The 18,941-nt window shown below is 32.2% G+C and carries 18 protein-coding genes and 1 pseudogene; 6 read left to right on the top strand and 13 right to left on the bottom strand.

Going from position 1 to position 18,941, the window contains the following annotated elements; all coding sequences use genetic code 11:
* Positions 1-88: 88 nt before the first annotated feature.
* Both MWJ95_RS10605 and MWJ95_RS10600 read right to left on the bottom strand, forming a co-directional pair.
* Complete coding sequence (locus MWJ95_RS10605; protein ID WP_010859821.1) at positions 89-331, bottom strand: DUF2626 family protein; 243 nt, start codon at positions 329-331, stop codon at positions 89-91.
* 120 nt (positions 332-451) lie between these two features.
* Positions 452-1,162, bottom strand: a complete 711-nt coding sequence (locus MWJ95_RS10600) for a helix-turn-helix transcriptional regulator (protein ID WP_249073588.1) — start codon at positions 1,160-1,162, stop codon at positions 452-454.
* Between the two features lie 324 nt (positions 1,163-1,486).
* On the opposite strand from MWJ95_RS10600, the gene comGA reads away from it, so the two are divergent.
* The 3 genes and pseudogenes from comGA to MWJ95_RS10585 form a co-directional block, all read left to right on the top strand.
* Positions 1,487-2,497 carry a competence type IV pilus ATPase ComGA gene (gene comGA / locus MWJ95_RS10595; RefSeq protein ID WP_249073589.1) on the top strand — a complete coding sequence of 337 codons (1,011 nt, stop codon included), beginning with the start codon at positions 1,487-1,489 and terminating at the stop codon, positions 2,495-2,497.
* A 19-nt stretch (positions 2,498-2,516) separates the two neighbouring features.
* The gene (gene comGB / locus MWJ95_RS10590; RefSeq protein ID WP_249105488.1) at positions 2,517-3,557 is read left to right on the top strand and encodes a competence type IV pilus assembly protein ComGB; all 1,041 of its coding nucleotides are present in this window, start codon (positions 2,517-2,519) and stop codon (positions 3,555-3,557) included.
* Positions 3,558-3,567: 10 nt separating this feature from the next.
* Positions 3,568-3,714, top strand: a pseudogene (locus MWJ95_RS10585) (prepilin-type N-terminal cleavage/methylation domain-containing protein); the annotation flags it as partial.
* Positions 3,715-3,873: 159 nt separating this feature from the next.
* On the opposite strand, the gene MWJ95_RS10580 reads toward MWJ95_RS10585, so the two are convergent.
* The 4 genes from MWJ95_RS10580 to MWJ95_RS10565 form a co-directional block, all read right to left on the bottom strand.
* Positions 3,874-4,185 carry a hypothetical protein gene (locus MWJ95_RS10580; protein ID WP_249105486.1) on the bottom strand — a complete coding sequence of 104 codons (312 nt, stop codon included), beginning with the start codon at positions 4,183-4,185 and terminating at the stop codon, positions 3,874-3,876.
* On the bottom strand, positions 4,172-5,008 hold the full coding sequence (locus MWJ95_RS10575) for a ParM/StbA family protein (RefSeq protein WP_249105484.1): 837 nt from the start codon (positions 5,006-5,008) through the stop codon (positions 4,172-4,174). Before MWJ95_RS10575 ends, MWJ95_RS10580 begins: the two co-directional genes overlap by 14 nt.
* A 252-nt stretch (positions 5,009-5,260) precedes the next feature.
* A complete protein-coding gene (locus MWJ95_RS10570; protein ID WP_249105482.1) occupies positions 5,261-5,473 on the bottom strand; it encodes a hypothetical protein in 213 nt (70 codons plus the stop codon).
* Positions 5,474-5,856: 383 nt separating this feature from the next.
* The gene (locus MWJ95_RS10565) at positions 5,857-6,033 is read right to left on the bottom strand and encodes a hypothetical protein (RefSeq protein ID WP_249105480.1); all 177 of its coding nucleotides are present in this window, start codon (positions 6,031-6,033) and stop codon (positions 5,857-5,859) included.
* An 80-nt stretch (positions 6,034-6,113) separates the two neighbouring features.
* On the opposite strand from MWJ95_RS10565, the gene MWJ95_RS10560 reads away from it, so the two are divergent.
* The 3 genes from MWJ95_RS10560 to MWJ95_RS10550 all read left to right on the top strand — a co-directional run bounded on the left by MWJ95_RS10560 (position 6,114) and on the right by MWJ95_RS10550 (position 10,060).
* Positions 6,114-6,251, top strand: a complete 138-nt coding sequence (locus tag MWJ95_RS10560; RefSeq protein WP_249073866.1) for a hypothetical protein — start codon at positions 6,114-6,116, stop codon at positions 6,249-6,251.
* Between the two features lie 381 nt (positions 6,252-6,632).
* Entirely contained in the window at positions 6,633-7,793 is a 1,161-nt protein-coding gene (locus MWJ95_RS10555; protein WP_249105479.1) for a hypothetical protein, read from the top strand.
* A complete protein-coding gene (locus tag MWJ95_RS10550; protein ID WP_249105476.1) occupies positions 7,790-10,060 on the top strand; it encodes an FtsK/SpoIIIE domain-containing protein in 2,271 nt (756 codons plus the stop codon). Before MWJ95_RS10555 ends, MWJ95_RS10550 begins: the two co-directional genes overlap by 4 nt.
* A gap of 156 nt (positions 10,061-10,216) precedes the next feature.
* Here MWJ95_RS10550 and MWJ95_RS10545 read toward each other — a convergent pair whose 3' ends face one another.
* From MWJ95_RS10545 to MWJ95_RS10515, 7 genes are all read right to left on the bottom strand, one after another.
* Positions 10,217-10,969, bottom strand: coding sequence for a peptidoglycan DD-metalloendopeptidase family protein (locus MWJ95_RS10545; protein WP_249105474.1), 753 nt, complete (start codon positions 10,967-10,969; stop codon positions 10,217-10,219).
* Positions 10,970-11,252: 283 nt separating this feature from the next.
* Positions 11,253-11,531, bottom strand: coding sequence for a phage holin (locus MWJ95_RS10540; protein WP_249105472.1), 279 nt, complete (start codon positions 11,529-11,531; stop codon positions 11,253-11,255).
* Positions 11,532-11,533: 2 nt separating this feature from the next.
* Positions 11,534-11,857 carry a hypothetical protein gene (locus MWJ95_RS10535; RefSeq protein WP_249105469.1) on the bottom strand — a complete coding sequence of 108 codons (324 nt, stop codon included), beginning with the start codon at positions 11,855-11,857 and terminating at the stop codon, positions 11,534-11,536.
* Between the two features lie 234 nt (positions 11,858-12,091).
* Entirely contained in the window at positions 12,092-14,842 is a 2,751-nt protein-coding gene (locus MWJ95_RS10530; RefSeq protein ID WP_249105467.1) for a peptidase G2 autoproteolytic cleavage domain-containing protein, read from the bottom strand.
* Between the two features lie 35 nt (positions 14,843-14,877).
* The gene (locus tag MWJ95_RS10525) at positions 14,878-15,306 is read right to left on the bottom strand and encodes a hypothetical protein (RefSeq protein ID WP_249105465.1); all 429 of its coding nucleotides are present in this window, start codon (positions 15,304-15,306) and stop codon (positions 14,878-14,880) included.
* Between the two features lie 75 nt (positions 15,307-15,381).
* Entirely contained in the window at positions 15,382-15,780 is a 399-nt protein-coding gene (locus MWJ95_RS10520; protein ID WP_249105463.1) for a hypothetical protein, read from the bottom strand.
* 126 nt (positions 15,781-15,906) lie between these two features.
* Complete coding sequence (locus tag MWJ95_RS10515) at positions 15,907-18,930, bottom strand: phage tail protein (RefSeq protein ID WP_249105461.1); 3,024 nt, start codon at positions 18,928-18,930, stop codon at positions 15,907-15,909.
* Positions 18,931-18,941 lie beyond the last annotated feature (11 nt).

Raw genomic sequence — 18,941 nt, 5'->3', positions numbered from 1 at the left:
GTCTTGATAGATGATCATGAATCTGGTGAATAAATTTACATAAAAAAAGCATGTCTCACTTTCGATGAGACACGCGTTTTACGTTGTATTAATGACCAGCACCAGGTACGTGAATGAATGTTGTATAGTACGTGAAGCCAGCAAAGAACACAGTTAAATATGCTCCGAAAATGTACATGTACATACGTTCTGAAAGGTTTAAGAAGCCTAATAATAAGAATAAACCTGTATTACCTACGAATAATAGCGATACTTCGTTCATACCACCAAGGTAGAACATAACTGCAAAAATACCTGTCCAGAATGCCATAACTTTATACATATTATCCATGAAGATTTCCCCTCCTTTTGCCCACGACACAATAATCTCTTACTCATTATAAATGATATGAAAGGTATCTGTAAACTGGAACTTCTTCTTCTTTGTGACAAACAATTGGATTTTTAAAAATTAGTTATCGTTTTCTGTCACGTTTATTTCATATTTACATAAATCGCAATTATGTATCATGCTATCAATTTGTACAAAGTCATTGCTTGAATATAACGCATCTACTTGTCCCTTTAAATAGGATTCATGTAAAGAACAAACAATTTCGGAATGAGAAGTAAGCTGCTCCTGGAATGGACAATTAAAAATGGAGAAAGTCACTTTTTTACCATCTTCTGTTTCTTGAACTTGCGGAATATAGCCGATTAATGCTGCATTGTCAGTTAATAGCTGGAGCTTTTGTTCGAAAGAAAGGGTATTATTTAATTGTAACTCAGCATTTACATAATTCTTCATTTGCTGGTAGCCGTCTTGGTAGCTAATGTCCTGGCATTTTTCTAATGCAGATGGTCCAAATTCTTCAATTAATTGGATTGTCCATTTTAATAGTCGATCTTCTTCACGTCTCGGGAACGTTAATGATACACCTTTATCTGCTGCCTTATAAACACGACCAGGTCTACCACCTTTCCCAGTTTTTGCGAAATCAGCGGTAATAATATTGATTTCTGAGAGTTTTGTTAAGTGTAGACGTGCAACATTTGGATGAATACCAAATTTATCAGCGATATTTTGGACCGTTACAGTTTTCTTCTCTTGCAGGATATACTCGTAAATGGAGTATCTAGTTTCATCGGCCAATGTACTAGTAATTTTTAATGGATGGATCATTTACTTCACCTCTATGTATTTTTTTGAATCTTATCTATTCTACCAAGTGTAGGAAAAAAATCATGTTAATTCTATTATATTGCATTATTGAAAAAGATACAGTTCCTTTAGACATAAATATTTACTTTTTCATAGGATTATGTTCGTTTCTAGTGAGAATCTGCATGTTATCCACATTTTTATAGCAAAAAACATGTTTGACAGGAAATTTTATAGCAAATTTTTATTTTAAGAAAAGGGCTTTTCTAGTGACAAATTCGTATCTATACTAGGGATAACGAATAGAGCGGTCATATTCGAATAAACCAGAAGAGGGGTGCGAATATGCAGGACTTAGAAACAATTGTTGAACAAAAATGTGAGCAACTTTTACTAAAGGCCTATCATTTTGGTGCATCAGATTTATTATTAGTTCCAGAAAATGTGGGGTATCGTATTTATTTTCGAAAATATGATAAGTTACTCCAAGCAGGGAAATTACCAAATGATCTTGCGGAACGAATGATTTCTTTTTATAAATTTTTAGCGGCATTAGATATTAGCGAGCGGCGCAAACCCCAAAGCGGCTCCTTTCAGAAAGCTATGGAACAAGATCGATATGCCTTTCGTGTCTCTACACTTCCCTCAGTATTTTTTAAAGAAAGTCTAATTATCCGACTGCTTCTACAAAATCATGCATTCCCACTTACTTCCTTATCCTATTCCAAATATGCAGCAGACATGTTAATGGAATTAGTTAAACATCAACAAGGACTTTTATGTTTTACAGGTGCAACAGGCTCTGGTAAGTCAACATCCTTATATTCCCTTATCGATTACTGTTCGAGAGAGCTGAATCGACATGTCATTTCATTGGAGGACCCTGTAGAAAATAACCAGGCTAATCTTTTGCAGATTCAAGTAAATGAACGAGCTGGCGTTACATATGCTACAGGCTTAAAAGCTATTTTACGCCATTCACCTGACGTTATTATGATTGGGGAGATACGTGATAAAGAGACTGCAAAAATTGCAATCGAAGCTTCATTAACCGGTCATTTAGTGGTCACGACTATCCATGCCAAGGATTCGGTAAACTGCCTTTATCGATTTATTGATTTAGGTGTTTCAATAGAAGAACTTCGCCAAACAGTGGTAGGCATTGTTGCTCAAACACTTTTTCAATCACCAATAATCCAGGAAGATCGCCGTGCATTGTTTGAAATATTAAGCGATGTTCATCTTCAAAGGGCTATCAAAGCAATTATGCAAAAAACTAGCTATGAGCTACCACATGATTTAACGCTTGCAGGTCAAAAAGAATTAATTGAGAGTCAGAACTATGCGAATACCTAAGTTTATTGAAAGGATTCGATTGGAGTACAAAAAAGCAACAAAATGGCGAGTAAAAGAGCAATCCCATTTTTTTGGTCGCTTAAGCGTGTTAATGAAGGAAGGTTATTTATTTTCACAGGCTATTGCTATTCTATTACCTCATCATGTTGAAGGGCATACAGAAATACAAAAGCTAGTCGATGACAAACTGAGGCAAGGTGTCGGTGTTTTAGGGATTTTTGAAATATTGCAAATTCCAAAACAGCATTTAGTAGCCATTACAGTTGCGGAAAACAATGGGCATATGATTGAGACGTTAAACGGTGTGGCAAAGCAAATAGCTTTAAGTGAAACGACAAAGAAAAAATTAACAAAGCTACTTTTATATCCAGTAGCTCTCATTTTGTTTTTGTTGCTACTGTTTTTCGTATTTCGCACCATTTTCTTTCCAAATATAGAGAAAATGGTAACAAGTCGAACTACTGGGACAGAGGAGACAAGTATTGCTTTGTCAAAAGTATTGTTGCATCTCCCTGATGCATTAATTGTTACAAGTATAGTGGTAATCTGTTGTACTTTGATTTTTTACTTTTTTCTCAAACGTCGTCCGATTTCTCGCCAGTTAAATATTATCTTAAAAATTCCGATAATTCAGATTTATTTACGAATGTCTTTGACGAGACAATTTGCTGCTTATTTAGGAAGTCTATTACAAAGTGGATTTTCATTACAGGCAAGTCTACAAATTTTAGAGGAACAACAACTTCAACCTTTTCTACAATATTTAGCACGAAGTATAAAAGAGCGTGTTGTTTTTGGTGATACGCTGACACAGGCTGTTCATTTGATGACAGTTTGGCAGAAGGATATCTCTATATTTGTTGATCACGGTGAGCAAAGTGGCTATTTAGGAAAAGAGCTTATACTGTACAGCGAATTATTGACAGAAAAGCAAGAGCAACTATTGCATAAAATTCTCGCATTTGTGCAACCAACCTTTTTTATCATTATTGCAATATGTATAGTTGCCGCCTATGTAAGTTTATTATTACCGATATATCACATGATTGAATTAGTATAGGAGGAAAATTATGAAACATATAAAGAAACAAGCGGGTTTTACATTGATTGAAATGTTAATTGTGCTTTTAATTATTTCGGTTTTGATTTTAATTACAATCCCAAATGTAACGAAACATTTTGCCAGCGTCGATGAAAAGGGCTGTAAAGCGTATATTTCTAAATTTAATATGAAAAACAACCTTTTATTTAAATAAAGATCCCCTCCTAAATCAGTAGAAGGGGTCTTACATAATACAGTACATCTAATCAGATTCTAAATAAATTTAAAAGATTTTAAATATCTTTCTTAAAAATAATTCAAACATACTTAAACTTTATAAAAGGAAATTTCCAGTATCTTTCTTTTCAACTACTTCAGTATAATTGTTATAAGTTTCTTTAGATGGTTGCGAGTTATTATTTTTTATTTTATTCTTTGATAGTTCACTTTTAAATTTATCTGCAATTAATTCTTTCCCTAATCCACTAAAAGAGGTTGAATACATAAGTGCGTATTTCAACAACTCCATTTGACGTTCACTATCTTTGGAAAATGTAATTCCTTGAGTAATGTATTTACCTTTTGTTTTCTTTTTCATTTCCTCAATCATTGCCTCAACTTCTTCTTCAGACCTAAGATATCCCATATGCTGACCTCCCAGAGTTATACATCCCTATAGCGTTACACATTTTAGGATTAGCCATTACTTCTGCATTCGGAAAGAATTCTTTAACATAAGTAACTAATTGAGTATCCAATGCTCCACCACCAAGAAGATTTACTTTGTCGTGTTTTCCCCACATTTTAGATAACATTCCACATACGTAGTCTGCCAACCCTTTAGGACTATAATTTTCATTCAATGCTTCAAGTCCTTTTCCGAAAAATGTATCACTTTCTGTATCTATAAATCTAATTACACCGTCTTCTTTTAAAGTTGTAGCAGCACCAATAGTACGCGATCCAAAATCAATATATCTAGTTTTACCATTAGGTTCATTAATGAAAAATGCAGACGCAGTCTCAGGAGCAACTTTTACATCTGTAATTGCAAAAGTTTTAGATACACCATTAACAATAATCGTATGCGAACCTTTCAGACGTTGTAATCTTCCATCTCTTTCTTGGATTGAATAGCTTTTAATAGGAACAGACACAACAATGTTATTTGCTGAGTAACCATATTGATGGACTGCTATTAAAACGGACAAGTCATAAAAATCGTGATGCTTTGACTCAGTATGCATCTGTAAAGGCATAGTACAATCATACTTTGCTAATGTTCCTGCTACATAAGACTGACCCTTATAATCAACAATAAAATCATGTTTATGTCTTATTTCAGTTAAATTTCTTTTCCCGTAATAACCTTTTACACTAGGGAAACTTTCTTGGATATCTTTCGTGACAACACATGTTGAATTGCCTCCATCATCGATAGCAACCACGCCTACGACAGTATTATTCAATAAAATCCCCTTTCGCTCAATTGTTGATGTTAATGTAGCTTATGACTAAGATTTATAAAAATGAGTAAAATTTTAAACTTATTTGACTTATTTTAAATTATTTTGATTTACGAAACACAGTGTTTATAAGGGTTTTAAAGTCCTTAAAATTATATAATATGGGGATTTTATTAAAAGTATTATAGAAGGGGATTGAAGCAATAAAAACCATCAAACGCCACTTTTATAAATGGAACGTAGATGGTCTTACCATTAGTTATTTTCAGTATCAAGGTAATTAATTAAAGCTCTTCTTGCGTAATCACCAAATGAAGTAGACCTCATTAACACATTTTTTAGTAGCTCCATTTGTTGCGGACTGTCTTTTTTAAATAAAACACTTTGAGTGATGTATTTTCCTTTTCCTTTTTGTAAAAGTTCTTCTATTATACGTTCAGCTTCTTCTTCTGATCTGATTATAGCCAAGACATACCACTCCCTCCATATTTAATACATATGTCAGAATAGGAGAGGATATGTTTGAATTATTTAAAATTCTTTTTAATTATTTTTATCATGTCTACATAAATTACGATTAAGCTCAAAAGAATTTAAAACAATTTAAAATCCCATTGCATTCACCACAATGAGATCAATTGTAAACTTCTATAAAACATCAAAACTGTTTTTAAAAGTTAAGGTATATTTTCAATTTATTTTAGATAATATGGCAGTAAACAGACAAAGCTAATTATCAAATAATCAAATTATCGTTAAGAAAAATGCTTAATTATCGTTGAAATCAATACATCTATTCCGATAATAAGAGGAAAAATTCAATACATGATTACACAAATCCCTAATATAAATCACTCTTCATATTCAACTTTTCCAAATACCCCATACTCATCGAGAATTTCTAAAATCTCTTCAACTTCTTTTCTTTCCATTTTTAATTCACGAAACAATCTAAGGTCGCAACTATCTAAATTTACTTTCCAATCAGGTTGTGGACGATGCAACCAATCATTAAAAAATATACTCATTTAACTTTGCTCCTTTTCAGCTTTGTAATATCAATCTGTCCATTTAAATTTATTTAATACATTTTAAGAGGAGGAATATTGTGAGTGGAATTGTTATCTTATTAGGTCAAGTTGGAATTGCGTTAGGTGGATTTGTAGGTATGTCATCAATTTTGAGTTGGTATCATGGAGGAGGGAAAAAGAATGACAAATCTAATAGTAAATTACCATTACAATAATGGTGTTCGTCATATGTCATTTAACGGTAGAGAGGTGAAAAGGAATAAGACAGATCAAACTTTAACTTTTATAGAGGAATTAACAAAGGAGGTGACAATGCAACCAAAGAAAATTCAGCAAAGATTTTACACAAAGCTAAAGAAATTATCTTTATTAATATTTCCGATACTTGCACCAATAAAGGTAGCTCATGCTCAAGAAATGACAGGATTTCCACTGCTAGAGAAATCTCAAGGAATAGAATTATTACCTCCAGAAATTATAGATATTCTGAAGCAATTGATTTTAGCTTTCGGGACAGTTTCAGTTGCATTAGCGATTCTGTTTCTAATGGGAGCAGGGATATATCGAATGATAGGAAACGAGAGAAAAGCAAGCGAGTGGTCAGTAAACGTAATAAAAGGTTTCGGTCAAGTATTATTAGCACCAGTAATCATATTGATACTGACGACTTTGACAGCTTTAATATTCAAAAACGTTCATGGTTTAAGTATGTTCTTTTAACACTTGCTGTACCTTTCGCAACTTTAGCATCATCTCAAATTAAAGTATCGGCTGCTTGGTACGACAAATTAAATCCTATACCAAAAGAAACACAAGCAAAAGTAAACTCAATAATCGATACTGTCTATAAGATATTTGATTGGTTTAAAAACATAAAACAGAACATAACTGAACTATCGACTGACGTAATGTTTTGGGTTTATGAAACATTAACTAAAGTGATTCTACATACACCTTCAATTTTATTTAATACAGATTGGTTCAAAAGCAATATCCTGACATTCACAGGATTATCTATAGCCACTTCAATATTGTTATCCATGTTTGAGGGTTTGAAGTTGATGTCTAGTGAATTAATAGAGAATAGAAAGCCAACAGATTTAAAACGTATAAGTAAAAGAATTCCATTGGTTGCATTAGGTTCTGCTATAGCTCCTAGTGCATTTTATTACATGTTTAAAGGATTAAATAAACTTACTGATATAATTATTGATTTCGGTAAATTTCAAATGAAAAAAGGTATGAGTCAATTATCAATAAATGATATATCTTTACTTCAAGTATTCGGATTCATAGGATTTGATATTGCATTAATTACAATGTTAATTCCTATACTTTTACAGAATTTTAGAAGATGGTTTGATTTACTCGCTTTAGGTGTTATGACACCATTAGCATTAGCAAGTTGGGTATTTGCATCGCAAGAACATTGGTTCATTATGTGGAGAGATCACATTAAAAAATGTGCTACTGTTCAAGTTGTTTATGCTATATTCTTACTGCTAATTGGAACGCTATTATTTGGAACTAAGCTACCTAATAATTCTTGGGACGTTATGATTCAACTAGGCATTGTTATTGGTGGGTTATGGAGAATGAATACTCCTCCAAACTTCTTATCTCGTTACATTGATAGAGGCGAAGACGTTACTTCAATGTGGAATGGTGCGTTCAATGTTGTTAGACCTATCAATATGATTAAGAAAAAGTTTAAATTAAATAATAGAAATGCAATGAGAGGTGCGAAGTCTAAATGAGTTTGAGGAGATTAATAAATCCAAGTGTCACTTCAAATGAAAGATATAGTAATTATAATATTGAATCATTGACGATAAGTACTATTAAAGAAATGTTATCGAACTCATTTATTGATGGAGTATTTGGAATTGAAGCATTTAGAGTAACAAATAGAGAGAATTATACTTTCTTTTCTCAACCTAATTATGACTGCAAATTAACAACAATTAGAAATAACTCAGCACAGTACTTAAACTCGAACTCAGAAAATACTACATTTGCACAACTGTATTTGTCTAAGCCTTCAATGTTTCCTATTGAAATGAATACTCCTACAACTTTCTTAGAAATAATTAATTCAATTATTCCTTCTCACATTAATTATAAATATCAGTTACTCCTTGTATACAGACAAGATAACTGGAGAGATAAAATTGTAGAGCAATATAATGACTATTTAAACGGAGTTCAGAATCCTTCTGATAATGGATTATTTAGAAAAATACAAAGAAGTATCACTGAGAAAATAGATGAATTATTGAAATGGGAACAAAGACATTCCGAAATCAAAGAAGTTGAGCAGAAATTAAACGAAAATGGATTTAGATATAATATTAGATTGGCTCTAATAGGAGGGAGTAAACTAGAAAGAGAGTATTCATTATCAAAGATTGAAAATGAAATAAATAAATATTCCTATACAAATGAATGGTTAGTTGACCATAAAATCAATTTTAAGTATGGATCAGAAATAGTTAATAACAGGGTGTTAGACTATCAATCTAAAAATCATACATTGTCAGAGTCAGAATTATTACAATTTATTGTTTTAGAAAACAAGACACAAGTTAATGAAAATGTAAATCTTATAGATAATGGTAAAGAAGAAAACAATTTAATTGAATTATTACCTAAAGGGAATGACATTAAACAATTCGATGGTAATGATTTGGCTGATAAATTTTTATCTGCATTAAGAGAATTGAAATCATTTAGAGGAAATATGGAAGTGGTTAAGTGTCAATCAGGTACAACATCAATGAAGATAACATTTAAAATGCCTAAGCAATTAAAGTTTTCCGAAATAAATAAGCCTAATACAATAAGTGATATTCAAATAAAAATGGGAGTTAAGTACTTACAGATTAAGCAGGGGATAAACGTAGGGGAAATTGACATAATGCTGCCTTTAGAAAAAAGACAAAAGGTGTTCTTAGCAAATTACATTGATAATGAAGAGTTTAAAGAATTCGCAAACAATCATCCTTTGCCTTTCCTAGTAGGTGTAGACGATATAGGTAATCCTATTTATAGCTGTATGAGTAAAATCAAACATTTACTAGTTGCAGGTAGTACTGGTTCAGGAAAGAGCGTATGGCTCAATCAGTTAATTTTAACATTACTCATTTATAAGAAACCTTCTGAATTAGAACTATTCATGATAGATATTAAACAAGTAGAATTAGTTCAATTTTCTTCATTTAATCACGTTCAATCTGTCATTACAGAAGCAAATGAAGCTGTTAAACTATTGAGTCAATTAATTGCTGAAATGAATAGACGATATGAATTATTTAAGAATGCAAGAGTTAAAAATATTCGCCTGTATAATAAGAAATCTAAAAACAAACTCCCATACATTTTGTGTATTATTGATGAGTATGCGGAACTAACTAGCAAAAATAATGATGTCCACTCTTATATTCAATCATTAACTCAACTTTCTCGAGCTTGTGGTATTCATCTAATAATAGCAACCCAACGACCTAGTATCGATGTGATTAGCGGAACAATAAAATCTAATTTACCTAGTAAAATTGGATTTAGGTGTGCAAACAAGCGTAGCTATCTAACGTTCTTAAATACGTCACCCAAATTCGAATTATTGGGTAATGGTGATGGAGTGATGGATTTTGAAGGTCAATCGGATGAACACATAAGGTTTCAAGGTGTTTTAATTGTGGATGATCCAAATGATGAGGACTTGGAGGGTAAACTAATAAATAAAATAGCAAATCAAATTAAGAATGAAAAAGTAATGGTGAAACTACCAGAGGTAGATGAATTAGAAGAGGAAAGTGACTTGAATAAGTTGAAGCGAGTGATTGCTAATACAGGTGAAACAAGGGTATCGCCTTTACGTAATCTAATGAAAATTAATATAAATAAGTTGAATGATTTAATGAGAGATTTAGTAGAAGAAGAATGGCTTGAAGCTCCGAAGACTAAACAATCTGGTTATAGGTTAATTATAAGTGAAGAGGAAAGGCTAAAGTGGAAAAGCTGATCATGATGTATTGTATTTTATAAATCCCTATACAGTGATAAATTTCTGATAGGGATTTATAAAATGATGTTAATTTGATATTTTTATAATATGTATTTGATTGAAGTGTAAACTCTATACTGGTCTAACATATGTAAAAATAACTATGTAATGTTACTAAGATTTGCTGCCGATAATAGAAGCATATCCAATAACCTTTGCATCTAACATTTTCTTACCCGCTGTTTCAGCATCTTTTTGTGATAGATACTTACCACTTTGCAGACGATAGCCGTCCTTATCATTTCCGAATACTTCGGCATATTTTAAATAACCTTTAGATACAAAGTTTTTTTGAGCTTTCTGAGCATCTGATTTAGATTTAAATGCATCAGTATGTATTCTAAATGCTTTAGCATTGCTATCAATCTTATATCCTATTTTATTATTAATTGATGGTTGAGAAGGGGAGATAGATGTACTACTATTCGTTAATGGTTTGCATGTGATTAGTTCAATCCATTTCATAGGATCAATCGCATTAGGTTGAGAAGGAGCATATCGACCATTATGAATTTCGAAATGTAAATGAACTCCAAAGCTACCACCAGTATTACCCATGATACCAATTTGTTCGCCTTGTTTTACTCGTTGTCCTTTTTTGACAGTAATTTTATCTAGATGAGCATAGTTCGTTTCATAAGTTTTACCGTTGACAATATGTATAATTCGAACTGAATTACCATAAGAACTTAATGGAGCAGCCCATACTACTTCGCCACCTGCACTTGCATATACAGGAACCTTCTTTCCGGGAGTTTGATCAGCAAGATCTACGCCTTGATGCCATTCTTTGCCTCTTCCAATATCACGCCAACCAAATTTACTAGTTAAACGTCCATTAACGATAGGGCAGTTAAATTTACCCATTATTAATCATCCTTTCTTTTCTTAAATATAAAAAAAGACCAACAACATTTAAGTTGAAGGCCTAATATGTATTATTTAGTTTGATTTATAATTGTGAATAAAGTTAATTAGTTGTTCTGATTCATTAAAGATAAATACATTACGTTTAATTCAATTTTTATTACTTGGCTTCATCTTCTGAAGAACAAATCCATTTTGCATTAATTAATGATCCTGCAAGACGTTGGGATAATACTATATAATCTTTTTTCATTTGTTGATTCACCTTTGTATAATTATTTAATTAATAATCTTTTTTTGGTTTAATGTATTGAAGTGCTTGTTTAGAGTCTCCTACATTAACTGTCGTAGGGTCTAAAATTGCGTTGTATGTACTTACTCCAATTAAAGCTAAAACGTATGGATTTGAAACTGCGTCAACAAGCAGTTCATACACACTATTCCAAGTAGTTAAATCTGCACCAGTTATTCCGTAATACGCAAATAGAGGAGTGATAACTGATAAACCCAATGTAATCCAGAATTGTGGATTGTTTTTTCGTACTTTCCAATTAATTTTCATAGTCATCCATTCCTTTTCTCTTCTTTATAGCTATTCTTTTCAATATTATCTACTCTTACCTCAAGAGATTGTAAGCTTTTGTTAATACCTTCAATTGCATTAGTTTGTCTTTCATGTAATGCATCTGATTTAGTTAAATGCTCCATAAGTTTATTTTCTCTATCTTTTGATTCTGAGCGATATTCATCATGTAAAGAAGTTAAGCGCTCTTCTTGTTTGTCGTTCTTCTCATATATCTTTTTTAAGATGAATCCTACCAGCGCAATACAACATACTGCCCATACAGCGGGGCTATTTGCAATATCGCCTAATGTTTTAACGTCCATGCATGTAATCACTCCTAAATAATAAAAGAGTAGGGGAGAATTAACTCACGCCTACTCTAAACTGAATTTTCTGATTCACTTTTAATTTCGGTATATTTATACAATAATGATTTATTTATACAGTGTTTATTCGTTGTTTTTGCATTAATATACATTTGTTTTTAAATAAAATGTGTCTTTTATTAAAGATTTGATAAACCTACTTATGTATAGCTACTGAACAATATGGAACGATTATTTAATAAACACACGTACAATATTTTCAGCTACACGTTCCATCACACGCATGTTTGTAGGCTCTTCGGATAAAGTTAATTCTCCATCTAGATAGCCTACTTTTGCAAAGTTATTAGGGAAAAGTGTACCGTCATCACGAACCAATAATTGACCAGTGATTCCAACTGCATCCCATTCGGCACGTTCTTCGCGTGGAATATAGTCTTCGTCTGGATTCCAATTTGGATTTAGTTTTGGAATATAGTCTTTACGTGTTTTAGGAATAGTTTCAGATGTAACAGTGCCGTCATCATTTTCTACTTTAATAACTTCTTCATACTCAACGTCAACCAAGTGATATTGGATTCGTCCCCATTCGTCTGTAATGTACTTACCATTCCAATCATCTTGATGAGAATTACCAATAATGGATGGGTTAGCAGATACAATACCTAAAATATAAATATCTTTCGCTGTAGCTTTACGTATCATTCCTTTATCCAAAGTTACAACGTATCCAACTCTATCTTGATTACGCGGATTCCCATCTTTCCACTCGAAGAATTCTGCATAATCAGCTCCTGTAGAGTTAAATGCTGATAATCCATAGGATTTGCCGTCGAATGTTACTCGGAATGCGTTACTAAGAGTTCCAGGGCTTCCGTTGCCGATTACGAAAGCGTCAGAAGTAGAACTATAAGTAGTGGGACTTCCGTTAAGCCTCTTATTATATCTACCTTGTGCGTGCGACCCATATACATTGGATGTAGTATTTTCTCCCTCTGCGTGGGAATAATCTCCGCTAGCTATTGTTTCCCCACCTTCAGCATGTGTAGCTAACCCATTAGCTGTAGTTTTATTACCTTCTGCGTGAGAAGACTGACCACTAGCTGTAGTCATATTACCTTCTGTGTGAGTGTAATTTCCAGATGCTGTTGTTCCCCTACCTTCTGCATGAGCAGCATCACCTATTGCTTTTGTTTCATATCCTTCTGTGTGAGTGTAATAGCCAGATGCTTCTGTTAAAGCTCCTTCTGCATGGGCTACATATCCAGACGCTATAGTTTTAGAACCTTCTGCATGAGCATAATTACCTGAAGATACTGTGTTTCTACCTTCTGCTGTTTGAGACGTTTGAGCTCCTCCCAATTTTAATACAAGAAGAATACTGTTATTTAAAGGTGTAGTTGTTGTTACTGTTATAGTTGCAGCAGGTGCAGTAAGATTAACCTTTTTAGTAATAACAGCGTCAAAAAGAACAGCAACGTCAGTTTGTTTAATTTTGATAGTGTCACCAACATTAAAGCCTGTTGCATTAGTAACTTCAATTGTTTTTTCGACATCCGATACATACCTTGCAACAGATACAGCAGTAACACTATCTGCAAAATTATACTCTCCGAAAGCATTTGCTTTACTTCCAACAAAATTGCCTTCTTGATATAACTGACCAGAACCAGTCTCAACAATTGACCATTTACCTTCTTTGTTTTTTACTGCAAGTTTGTTATTAAAGTAGCGTATACCATGTGCGCCATTTTCCGATAGTACATCTTGTGCCAAATGTTCAGTAACTTCCTTTTCGACACCATCAACTTTTTCATTGATTTCTGTTAAATCTGGAGCATCGCCTTTTTCACCTTTTAGTGACTTTAACCATTCTTCAGATGTACCAACAAACCCATTATCAACTGCAACTTCATATGCTGATTTACCATCTTCTCCTGAATCGCCGGTGTCGCCTTTTTCACCTTTAATGTTACCAACATTCTCCCATTCACCTGTCACTTCTGACCAAACGTATAATTCACCATTGACAGTGTAAGCATTGCCTGCTTGACCAGTAGAGGGGAGTTGTGATTCACTAGTTAACTTACCAATGATGCTTAATGCTGCACCAGTATCACCTTTATCACCTTTTAAACCTTTTTGAGCAAATATTCTCCATGTATTTATATCAGATACTGGAGTATTTGTATTGTCAACCAATGCAATATAGGAACTACCTTCAAATTCTACTTGGTTAAATTTTTTATATGTAACGTTCGTCTTATATGTACCAGTGAACTTATATTGATTAATGATAGTATTCATGTCATCTAAACTTTTTTGACGAACTTGTTCGTTGGTATTACGTACTTGCTCATTTTGAATCCGTGTAGTCTCGTTATATTTACGCTTTTCTTCAGCATCTTTTCTATCTAACTCATTTGACTTACGAACGTCTTCATTTGCAATTCTTTGTTGCTCGTTTGTATTTCTTATTGTTTCAGCTTCATCTGACTCTTTAAGTAATTCAGTTAAATCATCTTTTACTTGAGCAGCTTCTTCTAGAGTATTTTTTACATCTTTATGAAGAAACTCCACTTCGGCAATTAAGTCTTGAAGAATGCCGATATAACTTAAATCTTTATCTTTCAAGTGGTCAAATATCCAAACTGAAAAAGGTTGTATAGATACCATAGAAGTACCAGAATAAATAGAGAGAATTGACTCTAATTTTCCAACTTCGGACATTTCCACGCCAACAAATTTATAAACTATCATACTTGTTTCTGCATCTAGATACGGCTCACCAACAATTGTTTGACCAGACGGCAATCTAAATGTCATTTCAGCTCTTGTAAAGTCTGTTAAGTCAAATTCTTTACCATTATCAAATATACGGAACTTCAATGTTGCAGAATCACCTTGTTTGAATGTTGGAACTTGATTTGTCATTCTGCGTTTTACATCTACGTTTAATATGTATTCATTTCTAAATGACATCTATAAACTCCTTCCTTTATGTAATTATGTATTTTTTAATTTTGTGATTCGTAATGTTGAATTACTTTTTCAAATTGTTCGCATATGTAATCGTGTGTTTCTGCCAATTCTCCTGATACAGTTATCAATTCCTCATCTAGAAATAGGGAAGCGACAGTAAGTAGCATTTCTTTGTTAGCTTCGTTTAAATCAATATGCATTTCTTCATTCAATAATATATCCATATCATTTAAATATTCTTTAGCAACATCAAAATTACCATTTTCTTTAATAATGATCTTTCCATGTTCATTTCTAATAGCATACTGTTGTTGCAGTTCCTTTTCTTCAGGGTCAATAATAGTAATAAAATGTTCTTGTAATAGTCGATTAAATCTTGAACGTAATCTCGATATTGTACCTTTTAGCTTTAAATCAAAAAGCATTTTATGCGTATTTAAAATATGTTTGTTTTTTATTTTCATCAATAGATTCCCCTTAAAATTAAATACAAAAAAAGGACTACTCTAAATTGAGTAGTCCATAGTTACTGTGTTATGTTATTTCTCTGGAATTTCAATAATTTCAAGTATACCTTTATCAGTTCTATCATCAACATCATATACAAATAAGTAGCGTTTACCATCTTCGAATTTAATTGGGTGTTCGTTATCTTTCCACATATGACGTTTGCGGAAAATCTTCTCACCATTTGTAAATCCTTTTACTTCTCGTACTCCAGAATAACCCTTCAACATAATCCAAGGGTCTTTTTCCATTACCATAACCCAATTATCTTTAGTGTAACCTTTTCCTTTTAGTATGTCAGCATAGTCCTCTTGCTTGTCATAAGTTAAATAAGGAGTAGGTTTCATTTCTGGATATTTAGCATTAGCATCAACTAAACCTGTAAACAGTAATCCCAATGATAACGCTCCTGCTACTAAAATTTTTTTCATAGTAAATCGTCCTTTCTAATACATTAACTTACTTATATTGTATACTGTTTTGTAAATAAAGTAAAAGATTTACTGAAAATATTTTACTATTTTGTTATAACTGTGGTAGGCTAACTAATAATCTCATTAAGCTTTCAATTCTATATATCCAATTTCTCCTCTGTAACTACGGACGTATAAACGACCACCTTTTTCTCCACCTTGAGCACCATTCCAAACTAGGCGCATATCGGTATAATTTGATGTAACTGCTGTTTCATTACCAATATATAATGAACCTTCTGGTATATTAACTCCAGACATTGCTGAAATATTTATCATATCGTTTTTAAATGAAATTTGACTCCCGCCTGCTCCACCACCAAATCTTATTCCTTTTGGATATGGGTCATTCCATCTAGTACCTAAGTTTAACCAGTTACCAATTGTAGCCTCCTCCGATATATTAATATCAGCAGAAGTAATTGTAGTACCGTTTATAGTAGTACCGTTAATAGTGCCTCCATTAATTGTATTACCTGTTATAGTTGTACCACTTATCGTTCCACCATATATTTCATTACCATTAATAGTACTTCCTGTAATTGTCGTACCGTTAATTGATCCACCATTAATTGTATTCCCAGTTATAGTTGTTCCTGAAATAGAACCACCACTTATTGTAGTACCATAAATACTTGAGGCTGTAATATTACCACTAAAAGTTGCGTTCCCATATACATCAATTTCAAATGTTTTAGTGCCACTCGTGTTATATCCACGTATACCATAGTCATCAATTTTAACCCCACGATTCGGTGAAGTAGATGTTTGAATTAAGAAACTTTCTTGAGATGTCATTTTGCCTGAATTAGCATTTAATTCGAATGTAATTCCACCTGATGCATTGTAGCCAGTTATCCCACTAGATGTAATAACCACTCCTCGATAAGAAGAAGGGGAGGACTTTATAGTTAAATCACCGATAATTTCAACTTGACCAGTAGCAGCATTAACATTAAAAGTACGCACACCGTTAGAATTAAATGCTCTAAAACCATTTCCATCTAATTGTGTACCTCGGTTTGCATTACTTGAAGTTCGAATATCAATAGCTCCGTCTATCACGTTGACACCGTATTTATATTGTGAGGTATTGTTAGGATCTTTATATCTACCAATCTCAACTTTTTTAACACCATTAGCATCATAGATAGTCTGTGTAGCACCATTTATTTCAAATAAACCCAAGTCACTTTGAATTACTAACTTATTTCCGAGAATTAATTTTCCCGCTAATTTTTCAGCATGAACCCCATTTTTAGAAATTGCTACTTCAACTGAATTACCCGAATTTTTTGTTATGGCTAAAATGCCATTATTGATTACTAAATAAGTATTGTCATCTTTAAAATCATTACTATAAAATCCACGTTCATTCATAGTATTAGAATTTTCAGTACCGCCAACTAATACATTCTTAGCAGTATCAAATTCACTGTTAATCATATGAGTAACCAAATTATTTGCATTTACAGCTAAATCAAGTTTGTATTTATTCATATTGACAGTAGTGGAAGTATTGTGTGACGAATAAATCATGTTAGTTAGCTTAGAATCATCATCTTGTAAATCTTTATCATTCGCTATCACTAATGAAATGTCATTGTTGTCAAAATCAAAGCTAATCTCGATAATTTTAGATGAAATACTAACATCTAATGTCTCAGAAATTAATTTAACAGTATCTCCTAGATTAATCTTGTCTCTATCAGCTACGTACTCCATATCATTTAAGAAATTTGCAATACTAAATGACATTGTAATAGCAGGTTCATTAATGGTTTTAAAATGTTTTGTTGAAGCATCTAATAAATCTTGCTCTTCAACAATTGTGTCATCAGTAAAATCTCTTTGTATTATGTATTTATTTAACTCAAGAATTTCTTCTTTTTTAAAATTATTTTCCACGTTTAACAAATCATGTAGGGCTGAAATAGAACTTTCTGTGTTTTTAATTTCTTTTTCTTTGGTGGTAATTTGATTTGTTTTAGATGTAATTTGAGATTTTTTACTGTTAATTTTACTAATAACTGATTGCCATTCTTGTTTGGAAGGCGCGTTATCTAAGTATGTAGCATTTATAACATCTAATTCATTGTTAAGCATCGTTAACTCAGTATCAAGAGCACTTAATTCTTGATTTAGAGTAGTTAGTTCAGCTTTTTTTGTAGATAGCGAAGTTGATAACTCTTTAAATTTACTTGCATTTTGACTTAGTAACTTATTGTATTTTATTAAAGCAATACATAAAGCATCGGTCATATACTCTGAATGCTCAATAACTTTGTAGTTATCATCACATTTGAAAGGGTACATATACCAACTGAAATCTTCTAAATAATTTGAGCCAGTAGGAGAGAGAGATCGAAATTCAAGACCTTCACTACCGTAACAATACATACGAGTTACAATTTCATCGATATTAATATCTACATTGTAAGACTCTAAGTACTTTCCTTTTTTCAATCTCCAACCTCTATTTAGTCCAATTTTTTCTGGATTATAGAAGGAGACCTTTTGATAAACAGTATCAAAATAGACAATTGCGTTGAACTTTTCAGCTACTTCAAATAAACATTGCAACACCGTTGAATTATCTGTCTCATAAGATCGTTTTAATGCATTCGAATTATTTACATCAAAATCTACATCAATATGATCAATTCCCCAATCTGTTTCTTCTAAAAAATCAAAGACTAATTGACTCAGTGTGTATGATGTAGCTTCATATATTTTAATTAATTTGTTATTTAAAAGATATCCTAGACTAAATAGGTTGTAAGAAATAACTTCTTCATCATTTGACATTGATTTATTTTGACTCATTACAACAAAGTATTCTGTAGTACCTTTAAATTGAAATTCAACTAAATAATACAGTTTAATATCTGAGATTAGTGGATTCTTAATTAATTCATGATTTCTATCAATAAAAGATGGAGTAGTGAAAGAAAGTTCATTTATTGCGCCAAGTTTTAGATTCAATTTTAGATTATAAATATCTTTTAATTTACGAATTCTACTTCTATCTGGTTTGCATAAGTATATATTTGGAGTAATTTCTTTTTTAGATAATATGTCGTCAATATATACTGATAAAATGTTCATCTATTTCCTCC

Source organism: Lysinibacillus sp. Bpr_S20, from assembly GCF_023337835.1.
In the GTDB taxonomy this organism is placed as follows: domain Bacteria; phylum Bacillota; class Bacilli; order Bacillales_A; family Planococcaceae; genus Lysinibacillus.
This window is presented reverse-complemented; position numbering and strand designations above follow the sequence as displayed.